General features: G+C 60.9%; 17 protein-coding genes. 9 read left to right on the top strand and 8 right to left on the bottom strand.

The window, feature by feature from the left end:
* Nucleotides 1-185: 185 nt before the first annotated feature.
* Nucleotides 186-419 (bottom strand): twin transmembrane helix small protein, encoded by a 234-nt coding sequence (locus tag Q0O19_RS04110; protein ID WP_295520303.1) that lies wholly within the window; start codon nt 417-419, stop codon nt 186-188.
* Between the two features lie 14 nt (nt 420-433).
* On the opposite strand from Q0O19_RS04110, the gene Q0O19_RS04105 reads away from it, so the two are divergent.
* The 5 genes from Q0O19_RS04105 to Q0O19_RS04085 are packed head-to-tail and all read left to right on the top strand — an operon-like array spanning nt 434 to nt 4,487.
* Entirely contained in the window at nt 434-1,177 is a 744-nt protein-coding gene (locus Q0O19_RS04105) for an SURF1 family protein (RefSeq protein ID WP_295520302.1), read from the top strand.
* The gene (locus Q0O19_RS04100; RefSeq protein WP_295520300.1) at nt 1,128-1,841 is read left to right on the top strand and encodes a hypothetical protein; all 714 of its coding nucleotides are present in this window, start codon (nt 1,128-1,130) and stop codon (nt 1,839-1,841) included. Before Q0O19_RS04105 ends, Q0O19_RS04100 begins: the two co-directional genes overlap by 50 nt.
* 3 nt (nt 1,842-1,844) lie before the next feature.
* Nucleotides 1,845-2,975 (top strand): heme A synthase, encoded by a 1,131-nt coding sequence (locus Q0O19_RS04095; RefSeq protein ID WP_295520298.1) that lies wholly within the window; start codon nt 1,845-1,847, stop codon nt 2,973-2,975.
* Entirely contained in the window at nt 2,972-3,868 is an 897-nt protein-coding gene (cyoE, locus tag Q0O19_RS04090; protein WP_295520297.1) for a heme o synthase, read from the top strand. Before Q0O19_RS04095 ends, cyoE begins: the two co-directional genes overlap by 4 nt.
* A gap of 10 nt (nt 3,869-3,878) precedes the next feature.
* Nucleotides 3,879-4,487: an SCO family protein gene (locus tag Q0O19_RS04085; protein WP_295520296.1), complete on the top strand. Its 609-nt coding sequence runs from the start codon at nt 3,879-3,881 to the stop codon at nt 4,485-4,487.
* Nucleotides 4,488-4,528: 41 nt separating this feature from the next.
* On the opposite strand, the gene Q0O19_RS04080 is transcribed toward Q0O19_RS04085, so the two are convergent.
* The 3 genes from Q0O19_RS04080 to ftsY all read right to left on the bottom strand — a co-directional run bounded on the left by Q0O19_RS04080 (nt 4,529) and on the right by ftsY (nt 7,789).
* A complete protein-coding gene (locus Q0O19_RS04080) occupies nt 4,529-5,533 on the bottom strand; it encodes a tripartite tricarboxylate transporter substrate binding protein (protein ID WP_295520295.1) in 1,005 nt (334 codons plus the stop codon).
* A 104-nt stretch (nt 5,534-5,637) separates the two neighbouring features.
* The gene (gene rpoH, locus Q0O19_RS04075) at nt 5,638-6,570 is read right to left on the bottom strand and encodes an RNA polymerase sigma factor RpoH (RefSeq protein WP_295520294.1); all 933 of its coding nucleotides are present in this window, start codon (nt 6,568-6,570) and stop codon (nt 5,638-5,640) included.
* 154 nt (nt 6,571-6,724) lie between these two features.
* The gene (gene ftsY / locus Q0O19_RS04070) at nt 6,725-7,789 is read right to left on the bottom strand and encodes a signal recognition particle-docking protein FtsY (RefSeq protein WP_295520293.1); all 1,065 of its coding nucleotides are present in this window, start codon (nt 7,787-7,789) and stop codon (nt 6,725-6,727) included.
* 28 nt (nt 7,790-7,817) lie between these two features.
* Between ftsY and Q0O19_RS04065 the strand changes: the two genes are divergently transcribed.
* The 4 genes from Q0O19_RS04065 to coaD are packed head-to-tail and all read left to right on the top strand — an operon-like array spanning nt 7,818 to nt 11,926.
* Complete coding sequence (locus tag Q0O19_RS04065; protein WP_295520306.1) at nt 7,818-9,239, top strand: pitrilysin family protein; 1,422 nt, start codon at nt 7,818-7,820, stop codon at nt 9,237-9,239.
* 14 nt (nt 9,240-9,253) lie between these two features.
* Entirely contained in the window at nt 9,254-10,648 is a 1,395-nt protein-coding gene (locus Q0O19_RS04060; RefSeq protein WP_295520292.1) for a pitrilysin family protein, read from the top strand.
* Between the two features lie 37 nt (nt 10,649-10,685).
* On the top strand, nt 10,686-11,423 hold the full coding sequence (gene rsmD / locus Q0O19_RS04055) for a 16S rRNA (guanine(966)-N(2))-methyltransferase RsmD (RefSeq protein WP_295520290.1): 738 nt from the start codon (nt 10,686-10,688) through the stop codon (nt 11,421-11,423).
* Nucleotides 11,420-11,926 carry a pantetheine-phosphate adenylyltransferase gene (gene coaD, locus Q0O19_RS04050; protein WP_295520289.1) on the top strand — a complete coding sequence of 169 codons (507 nt, stop codon included), beginning with the start codon at nt 11,420-11,422 and terminating at the stop codon, nt 11,924-11,926. Before rsmD ends, coaD begins: the two co-directional genes overlap by 4 nt.
* A gap of 3 nt (nt 11,927-11,929) precedes the next feature.
* On the opposite strand, the gene recJ is transcribed toward coaD, so the two are convergent.
* The 4 genes from recJ to Q0O19_RS04030 are packed head-to-tail and all read right to left on the bottom strand — an operon-like array spanning nt 11,930 to nt 15,505.
* Nucleotides 11,930-13,639, bottom strand: coding sequence for a single-stranded-DNA-specific exonuclease RecJ (gene recJ / locus Q0O19_RS04045; protein WP_295520287.1), 1,710 nt, complete (start codon nt 13,637-13,639; stop codon nt 11,930-11,932).
* Between the two features lie 7 nt (nt 13,640-13,646).
* Complete coding sequence (locus tag Q0O19_RS04040; RefSeq protein ID WP_295520285.1) at nt 13,647-14,594, bottom strand: hypothetical protein; 948 nt, start codon at nt 14,592-14,594, stop codon at nt 13,647-13,649.
* 55 nt (nt 14,595-14,649) lie between these two features.
* Nucleotides 14,650-14,790 carry a hypothetical protein gene (locus Q0O19_RS04035; RefSeq protein ID WP_295520283.1) on the bottom strand — a complete coding sequence of 47 codons (141 nt, stop codon included), beginning with the start codon at nt 14,788-14,790 and terminating at the stop codon, nt 14,650-14,652.
* Nucleotides 14,791-14,830: 40 nt separating this feature from the next.
* The gene (locus tag Q0O19_RS04030) at nt 14,831-15,505 is read right to left on the bottom strand and encodes a DUF2076 family protein (RefSeq protein ID WP_295520282.1); all 675 of its coding nucleotides are present in this window, start codon (nt 15,503-15,505) and stop codon (nt 14,831-14,833) included.
* Nucleotides 15,506-15,570: the final 65 nt, after the last annotated feature.

Below are 15,570 nucleotides of genomic sequence, written 5' to 3'. Positions count from 1 at the left end.
ATTGGCACTTTGTGGACGTGGTGTGGTTGGGCCTGTACATCTTGGTTTATTGGATGTAAGCCGGCTACGGCCCTGTAAAAAAAGCGCCCCAGGGCGCTTTTTTAATGTCATAACTGCCCGATTCAGTAGGTGCTTCGTCGCTCGCAGCGATGCTCAGCGAGGAGCTTTAAGGCCCCTGATCATGCTCATGCACCCGGTGGAATGCCTGTAGGCTGAATCCAGCCCATCTTCCAGGACACCAGAACGCAGATGAAGAGGACAATCGAGAAACCGACCCGAAAGGCGAGGGCAGTGGCCATATTGCCTTTAGGGCGGGCTTGACCCTCCGCAGGTGGGGCACTGCCCCGCATCATGTAAAACAAAGCCGAGCCTAAGCTCAACACAATGCCAATGAAGGCGATAGCAACCAGTATTTTCATGATCGCATTATCCAATGACTGACAAAAACCCAAGTTGGCACAGATGGCTTGTTCTGGGCGTGGCGGCTTTGGGTGTGGCCATCACTTTTTCGCTGGGACTGTGGCAGGTGGGGCGCGCTGCCGAAAAAACAGCCTTGCAAAATGCCAAGCAACAGCAAGCAGACCAATTGGTTCTGGATGGCCGCAGCCTGGGCACGGAACTGAATGAGGCGCCACAGCGGCGAGCCTTGATTTACCGGCGCATGACGCTGAAAGGCCACTGGTTGCCTGAACACACGGTGTTTCTGGACAACCGGCAAATGAACGCGAAACCGGGCTTTTTTGTACTGACCCCAATCAAGCTAGAGGGCACGGGTGCGGTGGTGTTGGTGCAGCGCGGCTGGGCACAAAGGTCATTCACCGACCGAACGGCCTTGCCTGTGTTGCAAACACCCGAGGGCTTGGTGGAGGTGCAGGGTCATTTGGCCCCATGGCCATCAAGGCTCTATGACTTTGGTGGGGCCGAGACAGGCCCAATACGGCAAAATCTTGACTTGACGGCTTATCGGGAAGCGACGGGTTTGCAGTTGCTCGAAGTCACCTTGTTGCAGTCCGGCACAGCCTCCGAGGGCTTGTTGCGTGAATGGCCTCTGGTGGCCAGCGGTGTCGAAAAGCACCACGGATACGCTTTTCAATGGTTTGGCCTGAGTGGTCTGATCGCATTACTTTATGTCTGGTTTCAAATTGTCCAACCCCGTCGAAAAAAACAATCTGCCTAACAGCCCACTGGCCATGACGGTGCACGAGATGCCCCGTCCAGGCGATGTGGTCCAGGCCGATGCGCAACGCACACGCGCGGGGCGCTGGAAAATGATTGCCCTGATGCTGGTCTGCGCCTCCCCCGTCATTGCCTCATATTTCACCTATTACGTCGTGCGGCCTGAAGGACGTCGCAATTACGGTGAACTCATCCAGCCGCAAAAAGACTTGCCAGGGGTCAGTGCCACAAATCTGCAGGGCGAAACGGTGCCTTTGGTCGGCCTGAAAGGCCAGTGGTTGTTGGTGAGTGTGAGCTCGGGGGCCTGCGCCGAGCGTTGCCAGCAAAACCTTTACTTTCAGCGCCAGTTGCGAGAAATTCTGGGTCGTGAAAAAGACCGAGTTGACCGTGTCTGGTTGATCACCGACAACGCGCCAGTGCCCGAAGCCTTGATACCCTTACTCGACACGGCGCAAGTTTTGCGCATGGATGCGAAGGCCGTGCAAAGCTGGATAAGTCCTGCGAAAGACCAGCAACTCCAAGACCATTTGTATGTGATCGATCCCATGGGGAACTTCATGATGCGCTTTCCCGCCCACATGGATGTGCCCGGTGCTTCCAAAGCCAAGCGCGATCTGGAGCGTTTGCTCAGGGCCTCGTCGTCTTGGGACCGGGCGGGGCGCTGAAGCATGACCGAAGTGGACCTTTACAACTTGGCACCTGTTTTCCAATTGATGGCGGTGGGCTTGGCCGTAGCGGCTTTGCCGCTGGCCTGGTGGTTTTGGCGCCAACGCAAGGCCACACCTGCCAGCCGTTTGAAGGCCTTGACCCTGATCACCTTGTTCCTGACCTTTGACTTGGTGTTGTTCGGTGCTTTCACCCGTTTGACCGATTCTGGCTTGGGCTGCCCGGATTGGCCGGGCTGCTACGGCAGTGCCACGCCCATTGGGGCCAAAGTCGAAATCACCGCAGCCCAGACCGCCATGCCTACCGGACCGGTCACGCACGGCAAGGCCTGGATCGAGATGGTGCACCGCTATCTGGCCACCGGAGTGGGTGTCTTGATCCTGACGCTTGCCGCCATGACTTGGTGGTTGCGCCGCCAAAGCCGAGAGGTCAGACCTTGGCTGCCCACGTTGACGCTGGTTTGGGTGTGTATGCAAGGTGCGTTCGGGGCGCTCACGGTCACCATGAAGTTGTTCCCGGCCATCGTGACCTTGCATCTGATGTTTGGCATTGGCTTGCTGGCTTTGTTGATGGCGCAGGCCGTGCGTTACGACGGGGCGGGCACACGGCCTTTGCCTTTGGCATTGCGACTCGGTTTGTGGGCGGGCTTTGCCTTGTTGTGGTTCCAAATCGCTTTGGGCGGTTGGGTCAGCACCAACTACGCTGTGCTGGCCTGCCCGGATTTTCCGACTTGCCATGGCCAATGGGTACCCGAGATGAACTGGCAAGGCTTCAGCGTCTGGCGCGAGCTGGGTTATACGCCTGAGGGCCAGTTACTGCCTTTTACAGCACTCTCATCCATCCACTTTGTGCACCGATCGGCCGCTTGGCTGGTGCTGGGTGTCTTGGTCTGGTTGGGCTGGCGCTTGCGTCAACAACCGGGCTGGGTGGTTGTTGGTCAATGGTTGTTGGGTTTGTCCGCCCTTCAATTCATCACGGGTTTGAGCAATGTGGTGCTGGGCTGGCCCTTGTTGGCCGCCGTGATGCACACGGGCGGAGCTGCTGCCATGGTCCTCACCTTGACCTGGGCCTTGAGCATGGGTCGCGCCGATAATTCACGTTCACCCTCCCTTTTGAAAAAGTCTCTCACATGACTGCCGTCACAGCCCCGATGCCTCACTCCACTTGGCGTCAATATTACGCATTGACCAAGCCGCGTGTGGTGCAGTTGATTGTTTTTTGTGCGCTGATCGGCATGGTGCTGGCCGTGCCCGGCGTGCCGAGTCTGGCCGAGTTGAAGCTGGGTTTGTGGTCATGCATCGGTATCTGGCTGGTGTCTGGTGCAGCGGCGGCCTTCAACTGCTTGGTTGAAAAAACCATCGATTCCAAAATGAAACGCACCGCTTGGCGACCCACCGCCAAAGGCGAGCTGAGCGACCGCCAGGCCTTGGTGTTTTCTGCTGCCTTGTGTGCCTTGGGATCGTTCGTGCTTTATGTGTTTGTCAATCCCCTCACGATGTGGCTCACCTTTGCCACCTTTGTGGGTTATGCCATCGTCTACACCGTGATTTTGAAGCCGCTCACGCCTCAAAACATCGTGATTGGCGGCGCCAGTGGCGCCATGCCGCCGGTGTTGGGCTGGGCGGCCATGACAGGACAAGTCGGCCCCGAGGCGCTGATCTTGTTCTTGATCATCTTCTTGTGGACCCCACCGCACTTTTGGGCGCTGGCCTTGTACCGGGTGGAGGATTACCGCAAGTCGGGCCTGCCCATGTTGCCTGTGACGCACGGCAACGAATTCACCCGTCTGCAGATCTTGCTTTACACCATCGTGCTGATGGCGTCTTGTTTGATGCCGTTTGTCTATGGCATGAGTTCGTGGCTTTACCTGGTGGTGGCGGTGCTGCTGAGCATCGGCTTCATCGGCTATGCGGTGGCGCTTTACCGCGCTTACTCTGACGAGTTGGCCCGCAAGACCTTCCGTTTTTCCTTGATCCACCTGAGCGCCTTGTTTGCCGCTTTGCTGCTGGACCACTACATTTTCTGAGGCCCCAGGCATGTTGCAACGCAGACTATTGACAAGAGCCGCCCTGGTCTTGGGTTTGGCCAGCGTGGTGTGGGGCTTGAGCGGCTGCGGCGAGGACAAGCCTTCATTTCGCGGCGTGGACATCACCGGAGCCGACTATGCCCAAGGCTGGGAACTGAGCGACCAAAACGGGCAAGTGCGCACGCTCAAGGATTTTGCGGGCAAGGCGGTGGTGGTGTTTTTTGGTTTCACCCAGTGCCCCGATGTGTGCCCCACGGCTTTGCAGGAAATGGCCCAGGCTCAACAGCTCTTGGGTGCCGACGGGGCCAAACTCCAGAGCGTCTTCATCACCGTCGACCCCGAGCGTGACACGCCCGAATTGCTCAAAGCCTATATGGCCAATTTCGGTCCGGATTTTGTGGCCTTGCGACCCACAGCGGAGCAACTGCCCAAAGTGACCAAAGACTTCAAGATTTACTACAAAAAGGTAGAGGGCAAAACGCCCACCAGCTACACCATGGACCACTCGGCGGGCAGCTTCACTTTCGACCCGCAAGGCCGAATCCGCTTGTACAACCGCCATGCCAGCGGCGCGGAAGCTTTGGCGGCGGATGTGAAAATTTTGTTGAGTGGGAAATAAATCCTGGCATGGCCAAGATGTACCCACACCGCGTCAAAGCCTCAGTTTTGTTCGATTTTCTGGCTGCGGATGATGTCGCCCAGCGCTTGGGTGTCGGACAAGACCCGATTGCGCAAGCCCTCGGGCGAAGAGCCCACAACCTGCCAGCCTTGCTGGAATAAACGCGCGCGCATCTCCGGCGATCGCACGATCTCGCTCACCACCGCAGACAAGCGACTGGCCACGGATGCTGGCATCGTCACAGGGGCAGCCACCGCGTTCCAGATTTCGAGTTGGTAATCTTTCACGCCGATCTCTGACAGACTGGGCACCTCAGGGGCTACAGGGCTGCGGCCTGTGCTGGACGCACCGATGGCCCGCAGCTTGCCGCCGCGCACCTGTGCGGCCGACAGGGCCGGTGGCAGCAAAGCCAGTTGCACCTGACCACCCAGCATGGCGGTGATGATTTGCGGGTTCCCGGGGTAAGGCACATGCACGGGCGCAATGCCCGCTTTGGTCTTGAGCAGTTCCATGCCCAAATGCGCCACGGTGCCTACACCGGGCGAGGCATAGCTCAGTTGGTCGCCCGCTGTTTGGGCCAAGCTCAGCCACTCAGCTGCGGTTTGGCCGGGGGCATTGGCGGGTACGGTGAGCACCAGTGGTGCTTTGCCGATCAAGCTGATGGGTGCAAGGTCTTTGAGGGGGTCATAAGGCACCTTCGGGTTCAAAATCCGGGCAATGGTCATGTTGCCGTTGATCATCAGACCCAGGGTGTGGCCGTCGGTGGATTTGGCCACGAAGTCTGCCGCGATGTTGCCGCCCGCGCCGACTTTGTTCTCGACGATCACGTTTTGGCCCAAGGCTTTAGACAATGGCTCGGCCAGGGCGCGGGCCGTCAGGTCGGGGCTGGAGCCTGCCGGAAAACCCACCACCAAGCGCACAGTTTGTGTGGGCCATTGAGCGGCCGATGAGACGCCCCAAGAGGGCGTCAGTCCCACAGCCAAAGCAGCGCCAAGGGCTTGGGCCAAACGGCGGCGAGAAAAACCTGGGGATGTGCGGGCAGCCATGGTGGTGTCTTTCAAAAAACAGACCTGACTTTAGCGCACTGTGGACGAAAAAACACCCGGACCAAGCCGGGTATCAGAACCAGAGGTCAAACACTTGGCTGTATTCAAGCAAACTCGACCAACGCCTTCTTCATTTTCTTCATGGCCGCCACCTCGATCTGGCGGATGCGTTCGGCGCTCACGCCATACTCATCGGCCAAATCGTGCAGGGTCATGCCGCCCGAGCCGTTGTCGTTCACCTTGAGCCAGCGCTCTTCCACAATGCGTCGGCTGCGTTCGTCCAACACGTTCAGAGCGTTGGCCAAGCCGTCACTGGCCATCACATCCCGCTGGTGTGCTTCGATCATTGCGGTGGGCTCGTGGTTCACGTCGGCCAAGTAAGCGATGGGGCCAAAGGCTTTTTCGCCATCGTCAGAGGGTGCCGGGTCCAACAGCACGTCACCGCCGGACATGCGCATTTCCATCTCCAACACTTCTTCGCGCTTGACGTTCAGGCTGTGCGCCATCGAGGCCACTTGCTCGGGCGTCAAGGTGTCACGGTGTGTGCCATCGGCCGCATCGGCCTTGAAGCCCTGCTTCATGGAGCGCAGATTGAAAAACAGTTTGCGTTGGGCCTTGGTGGTCGCCACTTTGACCATGCGCCAGTTTTTCAGGATGTACTCGTGGATTTCGGCCTTGATCCAGTGCAAGGCATAGCTGACCAGGCGCACGCCTTGGTCGGGGTCGAAACGCTTGACGGCCTTCATCAGGCCCACATTGCCTTCCTGGATCAGGTCGCCTTGCGGCAGGCCGTAGCCCAGGTATTGGCGTGAAACCGACACCACCAAGCGAAGGTGCGAGAGCACGAGTTTGCGAGCGGCTTCCAAGTCATCATTGGCTTTGAGTTGGCGGGCGGCTTCCTGCTCTTCCTCGAGGGTGAGCATGGGCATGCGGTTGACCGCAGAAATGTAGGCATCGAGGTGGCCAAGCGAGGGCACCACCGCCCATGGGTTGCTCAGCGTGATCGCAGAGGTGGGCGAACCAGTTTGAATGTTCATACCAGAACTCCTTTCAGAATACTCCAATATTAGCACTCTCTGGTGAGGAGTGCTAAAGACCCGCATCGGAGGGCCGACAGGTCTAGGGGTTTCACTGATTTTGAAGGAGAGTGGTTGGCGCGTCTGTGCGCTGGGAAACGGCGCAGGCTGGCGTTCAATTCAACAGGGCTTGGGCAAATTCGCGGGCATTGAAGGTCTCCAAATCTTCAAGTTTTTCGCCCACGCCAATGAAATACACCGGAATCGGCTTTTCCCGTGCAATGGCGCACAGCACACCGCCCTTGGCCGTGCCGTCCAGTTTGGTCACAATCAGACCGGTGAGGCCCAGTGTGTCGTCAAAAGCTTTGACCTGGGCCAAGGCGTTTTGGCCTGTATTGCCGTCGATCACCAACAACACCTCGTGCGGGGCGCTGCTGTCGGCCTTTTGCACCACGCGCTTGATTTTTTTCAGCTCTTCCATCAGGTGCGTTTGTGTGGGCAGGCGGCCTGCCGTGTCCACCAGCACCACATCGCGGCCCCGGGCACGGCCAGCGCTCACCGCATCAAAGCTCACGGCGGCCGGGTCACCGCCTTGTTGGCTGATGATTTCGACCGTGTTGCGGTCGGCCCAGACGGCCAACTGCTCTTTGGCGGCGGCGCGGAAAGTGTCGGCGGCGGCCAACAGCACGCTCAGGCCTTCGTCGGCCAGGTGTTTGGTCAGCTTGCCAATGGAGGTGGTTTTGCCCGCACCGTTGACCCCTGCCACCATGATCACCGTCGGGTGGTGGTCGCCAATGGCCAAGGGCTTTTGCAGGGGTTGCAACAAGTCGGTGATGGCATCGGCCAGCAGGGCTTTGACCTGAGAGGGGTCTGTGGCCTTGCTCTCTTTGACGCGGCGTTTGAGGTCTTGCAGCAAATGCTCGGTGGCTTTGACCCCGGTATCGGCCACCAGCAAAGCGGTTTCCAGCTCTTCATACAGTTCGTCGTCGATGCGCGTCCCGGTGAAAACCGTGGTGATGCTGGAGCCGGTCTTGCGCAAGCCCGCCTTCAGGCGGTCCATCCAGCCTTGGCGCGCCTCAGGTGCGGCAGGCATTGTTTCACGGGGTGCGCTGGCGGCTTGAGGGGCTGTTGAAACTGCAGGTGCTGGCTTCGTTGAAGCCACAGCCAAGGCCGTTGGCGCTGGCTGGGCCGCAGAAGTGCCCTCGGTGGTGGGGGATTTTTTTTTGAAGAAACTGAACATGGTGAGGATTTCAAGGATCATGCATTCTATGAAACCGAACTTTCTTTTGGCGCTTTGTTGGACAGCGGCCTTGTTGGCCACCCCCTGGACCGCTTGGGCGCAGCCTTCAACAAGCCCGCAAAACACCCAGGCTTCGCCCGTTCTCACCTATACCTTGGCCAACGGCATGGCGCTGTGGGTGAAACCGGACCGCCGAGCCCCCACGGCGGTGCACATGGTTTGGTTGCGTGTGGGTTCGATGGACGAAGTCGATGGCACCAGTGGGGTGGCCCATGTGCTGGAGCACATGCTCTTCAAAGGCACCCCCACACTGGCGGTGGGCGAATTTTCAAGGCGGGTGGCGGCCTTGGGTGGGCGCGACAACGCCTTCACGGCCAAAGACTACACCGGCTATTACCAACAAATCCCGTCCAGCCAACTTGAAGCGGTCATGCGACTGGAGTCGGACCGCTTTGCCAACAACCAGTGGCCCGATGCTGAATTTGTCAAGGAACTGGAAGTGGTGAAAGAAGAGCGCCGCCTGCGCACCGAGGACAACCCCCGCGCCCAGTTACACGAAATGCTTTCGGCCACCGCCTTGTCGGCCTCGCCCTACCGCCGCCCCATCGTGGGCTGGATGAGCGATCTGGACGCCATGACCCCCCAAGACGCCCGCGACTTTTACCGCAAGTGGTACACCCCCGCCAACGCGGTCGTGGTGGTGGCGGGCGATGTCGACCCGCTGCAAGTCAAGGCGCTGGCCGACAGGTATTACGGCAGCATCCCCACGCGCGCTGTCCCTGAGCGCAAGCCCCGGGAAGAGCCCGCACAACAAGGTCTGCGCCGCTTTGAATTCAAAGCTGCGGCTGAGCAGTCGTACGTGGCGCTGGCCTTCAAAGTGCCACGTCTGGCCAGCTTGGCGGCTACACCTGAGCACGAAGATGCCCTGGCTTTGACGGTGCTGGCTGCCGTGCTCGACGGCTACAGCGGTGCCCGCCTCGACCGCGCCCTGACGCAGGGTGACAACCGCTTGGCCGACAGCGCGGGGGCCTACAACGGGCTGATGGGCCGCGGCCCGCAATTTTTTTACCTCGAAGGCGTGCCTGCCAAAGGCCAAACCCCCGAGGCGCTTGAATCCGCCTTGCGTGCCCAGGTCCAGCGCGTGGCCACCGAAGGCGTGGACGAGGCCGAGCTGCAGCGTGTCAAAACCCAGTGGGTGGCCAGCGAAATTTACAAGCTGGACTCGGTCTTCAACCAAGCCCGTGAATTGGGTGTGGCCTGGACGCTGGGCTTGCCGCCGGACCACGGTTCGCAGTTGATCGCTCGCTTGCGTCAAGTGACCCCAGCCCAAGTGCAAGCCGTCGCCCAAAAATACTTTGGCGACGACAGTTTGACCGTTGCCACCTTGCGGCCTCAGCCTTTGTCGGGCCAGTCCCGGCCTCGCCGTGCACCCGCGGCTGCGCGGCATTGAACCCGGTGAATGCCATGCCAAACCACAGCATCTTGCGATTGACTTCTTCTTTGTCCCAAGCTGGGAAAACCTGCTTCAAGTTCAGCTGGGCGCTGGCCTGCTGGAGTGTCTGCACCTGGGCGCAAGCCGCGTTGCCCATCCAGCACTGGACCTTGCCCAGTGGTGCACGCGTGTACCTGGTTGAAAGCCATGCCATCCCCATGGTCGATGTACAGATTGACATCGACGCAGGCAGCCGCCGTGACCCTGCTGCACAAGCGGGCCTGGCCTCGGTCATGGCTGGGCAAATGGCCAACGGCACGCGGGCCGAGCCAGATGGCCAAGGTCCTTACCCGAAAGCCATGGACGAAAACCAGATCGGTGAGGCTTGGGCCGACTTGGGGGCGAGCTTTGGGGCGAGTGCGGGGGGCGACCGCATGAGCTTTGCCCTGCGCAGCCTGAGCTACCCCGACTTGCTGGACAAAGCCGTGGCCTTGGCCGCACGCCAAATGGCCCACCCGGCGTTTCCTGAGGCTTTGTGGCTGCGAGACCGCGAACGCATCAGCGCTTCCATCCGTGAGTCCTTGACCAAGCCGGGTACCTTGGTGCAGCAACGCTTTGCACAGGCCGTTTATGGCACGCACCCTTATGGCTTTCGCATGACGCCTGAAAGCTTGTCGCGCATTGGGGTCCAAGGTCTCCAAAGCCTGCACGCCCAAGCCCTGCGGGCTTGTCGTGCCACCGTCAGCGTGGTGGGTGCTTTGACCCGCAACCAAACCGACGCCTTGGTGCAGCGCCTGCTGGCGCAGTGGCCGCGCGAATCCGGCTGCCAGAGCTTGCCGCCCGTGCCCGAAGTGGCCCCTTTGGCCGCAGCGCAAAGCCTGAGTGTGCCGTTTGAATCGGCCCAAGCCCATGTGCTGATCGGCCAGCCCGGGTACAAACGCACCGACCCTGACTTTTTTGCACTGCTCTTGGGCAACCACATTTTGGGCGGTGGCGGCTTTGTCTCTCGCTTGACCGAGCAGGTGCGCGAAAAACGCGGACTGAGCTACAGCGTGTACAGCTATTTCTCTCCGGGCCTGCACGCGGGGGCCTTTGCTGTGGGCTTGCAAACACGGCCCGATCAAGCCGCGCAAGCGGTGGGGGTGGCCAAAGAAGTGGTGCAAGCGTTTGTGCGCGATGGCCCCACCGAGGCCGAATTGCTGGCCGCCAAATCCAATTTGGTGGGTGGCTTTGCGCTGCGCATCGACAGCAACCGCAAGTTGCTGGACAACGTGGCCAACATCGCCTGGAACCGTTTGCCCTTGGATTACTTGGACACTTGGACCCAGCAGATCGAGCGCGTGACTGCAGCCCACATTCAAAGGGCCATGGTTCGTGTGCTGCAACCTGACCGCATGGTCACCGTGGTGGTGGGCGGTCAACCCTGAAAGGCCTGGAGGTTTGGGGCCTTTACACTCGCAAGCTATGTCTTCAGCTTCCACCCAACGCCCCCCCCTCAGCGGTGCAGCCCGCCATGCGGCGGCCAAAAAGCCCAAAAATCCGGTGCCCAAAGGTCCGTCCTCGCACGAAGTGCGCATCATCGGTGGGCAGTGGCGGCGCACGCGCCTGAAGGTGTTGGACAAGCCGGGCCTGCGCCCTACACCTGACCGCGTGCGCGAAACACTGTTCAACTGGCTGGGCCAGGACCTGAGCGGCTGGCGCTGTGTGGATGCGTTTGCGGGCACGGGCGTGCTCGGCCTTGAGGCCGCCTCGCGCGGCGCGGGCCATGTGTTGATGGTCGAGCAAGACGCTGTGCTGGTGCGCGATTTGCAAGGCAACGCCGCCCGCCTCCAAGCCAGCATGGTCAGCGTGCAACGCGGCGATGGTGTGGCCGCCTTGCTGCGTTTGCCCTCGGGCAGTGTGGACTTGGTTTTCATCGACCCGCCCTTTGACGGCCCTTTGTTTGAGCCTGCACTGAAAGCTGCTGCCCGTGCGGTGCCTGAGGGCGGCTGGATTTACCTGGAAGCCCCCGTGGCTTGGCCCACTGAGGCGCTCGGCGCTTTGGGCTTGCACTGCGAGCGCCACCTCAAAGCGGGCGCAGTGCATGCGCATTTGCTGCAACATGTCAGTCTGGACGCCTTGCCCAGTTCACCGCCGCTGGCCACCGACACCACCCAGACCCGCGCCACCATGAACCCCTCCAAGGAAGGAGACGCTGCATGAACCCACCTGCCAAAGAAGGCGTGACCGTTGTTTATTCCGGCACGTTTGACCCGCTGACGCTGGGCCACGAAGACGCCATCCGCCGTGCGGCCCAGATGTTTGACCTGGTCATCATCGCCGTGGCCCGGGCGCACCACAAAAACACGATGTTCACCTTGGACGAGCGCTTGGCGCTGGCCCAAGCTGCGATGGCCGACTGCCCCAATGTGAAAGCGTTGCCATTTGAAGGCTTGATCGTGGAGTTTGTGCGTGCGCAACATGCCCAGGTGATCGTGCGCGGCCTGCGCTCGGTGACCGATTACGACTACGAAACGCAAATGGCCGGCATGAACCGCCATTTGGCCCCTGAGCTGGACACCGTGTTTTTGCACACCAGCGCGGGCGTGCAGCACATCAGCAGCACACTGGTGCGCGAAATCTCCAAACTCGGTGGTGATGTGTCGGGTTTGGTTTCGACGCCCGTGCTCAACGCCTTGCAAGCCAAGGTCGCGACCCAGCACTGAAACTCAAAACTCTGCGCCTTCCACCAAAAAGCGCACGCGCTTTTGGCCTTGCCATTCGTCGGCGTCCAGTCGGTAAGCCAGTTTCACCTTGGCAGGCAATGGCTCGGTGCGGCCAAACCAGATCCCGTCGACTGGCTGGCCCTGGTGCTTCATCTTGAGCGACAGGTGTTTTTCGCCCACCAAGCGCTGCGACAAAACCTCGATCTCCTCGCAAAACACGGGCGGTGCAAAGCCTTGACCCCAGACTTCGTGGTGCAGCATCTCCACCAGGTCGACCCGGCGGTACTCCGCAGGCAATGGGCCATCGGTTTCCAGGCGGCGTTGCAGCGTGGCCGCGTCGAGCCACTCCAAGGCCACCTGGTTCAGGGTTTCTTCGAACACCTCCAGGTGTTCTTCGGCAATGGTGCAACCTGCTGCCATGGCGTGGCCGCCAAAGCGCAGCAACACGCCCGGGGCGCGTTTGGCCACCAAATCGAGCGCGTCGCGCAAATGAAAACCTGCAATCGAGCGACCTGAGCCCTTGAGTTCGTGCTCTTTGCCCGGGGCGCTGCTGGCTGCAAACACAAAGGTGGGGCGGTGCAGTTTGTCCTTGATGCGCGAGGCTACGATGCCCACCACGCCTTCGTGAAAATCCGGGTCGAACACACAAATCGCGGGGGGCGGTTCGTCGCCTTCGTCAAACAGCGATTCGGCCATGTCCATGGCCATCTCGCGCATGTCGCCTTCGATCACGCGGCGCTCGCGGTTGATCGCGTCCAGTTGCCTGGCCAACTCGTCGGCGCGGCCCGCGTCGTCGGTCAGCAGGCATTCGATGCCCAGCGTCATGTCGGCAAGCCGTCCTGCGGCGTTGATGCGTGGCCCCAAGGCGAAGCCAAAATCAAACGTGCTGGCTTTGGCCGTTTCGCGGCCCGCTGCCCGCATGAGCGCAGACATTCCGGGTGGCAAAGCCCCGGCCCGTACGCGGCGCAGGCCCTGGGCCACCAGGCGGCGGTTGTTGGCGTCGAGCTTGACCACGTCGGCCACCGTGCCCAAAGCGACCAAGGGCAGCAGGGCGTCTAATCGGGGCTGGTTGCTGGCGTCAAAAATGCCACGCTGGCGCAGCTCGGCCCGCAGGGCCAGCAGCACGTAAAACATGACGCCCACGCCGGCGATGGATTTGCTGGTGAAGCTACAACCGGGCTGGTTGGGGTTGACAATGACTTCGGCACTGGGCAATTCGTTGCCGGGCAAATGGTGGTCGGTCACCAGCACCTGCAGACCCAAGGCTTGCGCCTTTTGCACGCCCGCTACGCTGGCGATGCCGTTGTCCACCGTGATCAGGACATCGGCACCTTGCTGGTGCACACGCTCGGCAATCGGAGGTGTGAGGCCATAGCCATCGACTACGCGGTCGGGCACCAGGTAGCTCACGTTGCGTGCCCCCAGCATGCGCAGGCCGCGCACGCCCACGGCGCAGGCGGTCGCACCGTCGCAGTCGTAATCGGCCACGATGCACAGGCGCTTGTTTTGCGCCATGGCGTCGGCCAGGAGCTTGGCCGCCTCTGAAGTGCCCAACATGCTGGCTGGCAGCAGCAGCAGGTTCAGGGCATCGTCGAGTTCGTCTTTGGACTGCACGCCACGGGCGGCGTAAATGCGGGCCAGCAGCGGGTGGATGCCCGCTTGTTCCAGCGCCCAGGCGCTGCGGGGGGGCACATCTCGGGTGAGCAAATTCATGGGTGGATCAGGCGGTGATGAGGGCTTGGAGTGCCGCTGCAGGGGATGGGGGTTTGAACAGCCGGGAGAGCCGCTGGTGCCAGGCGACAGGCGCAGCGTTGTAGGTGTGGGCGGTGTGCTCGCTGCACAGGCTGAGTGTGCCTTGGCCCGTGGTTTTGATGTGTTGCAACAGGTCGGCCACGGCCGTGGCATCGAGCTGCTGCCAAGCTTGGCACCAGACCTGAGCGCGCCCATGCAAGGCACTGGAGCGCAAGGCGGTGGTCAGGCTCACGGGCTGCGCCATGGCAGGAGTGCCCTCTTGCAGCTGACCCGCGCCATGCAGCCAAAACGCGTTCACGGTGTGCTGCCTGCGGGCATCGCGGGCGTCGTTCACCGGGTGGTTGTACAGCAACATCTGCATCTCGCTTTGCAGGCGTTGCAGGTGCCGGGCCGGGGGGTTATGGGGTATCCAGTCTTTCACGTTTTGGCCAATCACCCGGTCGAGCGAGGCGCTGGGCAGGTCGGCCAACATGGTGCCTTGCGCATGCCAGAGCAAAGCGCTGTGCCAAGTCACTTGCAAGCCGTCTTCTTGTAAAAACGGTTGCATGGCCTGCAGCAGTTGCTGCGACTCTGGGTCTGACAGTTGCAAATGCTCTGGGTCGGCCATCACCACCTGGTCCATGCCGACTTGCCAGTGGCAGGGCGTCATCCAGGCTTGGGCTTGGGTGCTGTGCAGGCCTTGTTGCGCCGAGTTCCATGCGGCCCAGGGGAGGGCGGGTGCCTCAAGGGGCCAGCCCAAGGCTTGGGCTTGCAGCCGTTCGTGCGGCAGGTGCAGTGCGGGATTTTCAGGCGTTTGCAGCACCTGCTGGCGCTGCATCAAGCCCAGCAGGGCTTGCAAATGGGGCAGTTGCAAACTGGCCCAGACCTCAGGGCCGTTGAGGTTGTGACTGGCTGCATAGGGAATGATCAGGTGCATGGGCTGTGATTGTCGCAGGCCCCCCATGACCTTTCAGGTTTGAATGGGGAGCGCTTCAAGCCGCGTTCATGGCGTAGATCACCGCCAGCGCGATGGCAAAAATGACCGCCCATATGGCCCGGTTGTTCTTTTCAATGAATTTGAGCACCACGTCTTCGAGGCTTTTGGAGGTGTGCGGGGGGCGATCGGGTTCCATGGGTGGCTTTCAGGGCGTGGCGGGTTTTTAGTACTTGGGATCAAGCCCAGTCTTCGCCGGTGTCCCAAGAGGCGTCGCCCGCATCGTCTGCCGAAGCCTGTGGCGTGTCCAGACCGTGCAATGTTTCATTTTGGGTGTCGCTCAGGGGTGATGCGGCCTGTGACTCGGGCGAGGGTTTGTGGCTCCCCATCAGGTTTTGCATGCCCTGAAACAACAAGCCGCCGGCCACCACGCCCGCTGCGGTGGTGGCCATTTGGGCCATCATGCCGCCACCCCAGGCGCTGGCGGGGGCAGCCGCTGGGGCAGGCATGGCCGCTGCGCGTGCACCCACAGGGGCGCTGTTCGAGAAACGGGTTGCGGGGGTTGGCGAGGACTGCGAGGGTGTTTCACTCCCACGGCCCCAGGCCTGTGCACCGGACATCCAAGACCCGTTGGCGGCCGGTGCAGACGATTGTCCTGCTGGGCTTTTTTGCATTTGGGCCAGTTGTTCCAAGTGCTGAGCGCATTGCGTCTCCAGTTGCTGAATTCGGCCCTGAGCCGCCTCCAGCGCAAAGCCCAAACCCATGGCCCGTTGCACCAGCAAATAGGGGGCGTCGGCTTGCGAACCGACCGCTTCTCGGATGAGGCTGTCTGCCGTAGGGTCTTTCGGGTCAGCACGGGTCTGGCGCAAAGCGCTCAAAAATTGCTGCAGCTGGTCACGTTCTGTGGTGTTCATCGGGGGCCTTTTTGGCAATGGATGCTTCATTATGGGCAAACCCAGGGGGCAAGGTGCACTCTGGA

Origin of the sequence: Limnohabitans sp. Rim8, from assembly GCF_945869175.1 — a bacterium.
In the GTDB taxonomy this organism is placed as follows: domain Bacteria; phylum Pseudomonadota; class Gammaproteobacteria; order Burkholderiales; family Burkholderiaceae_C; genus Limnohabitans_A.
The sequence above is the reverse complement of the archived record's forward strand: the minus strand, read 5'-3'. Positions and strand labels throughout refer to the sequence as shown.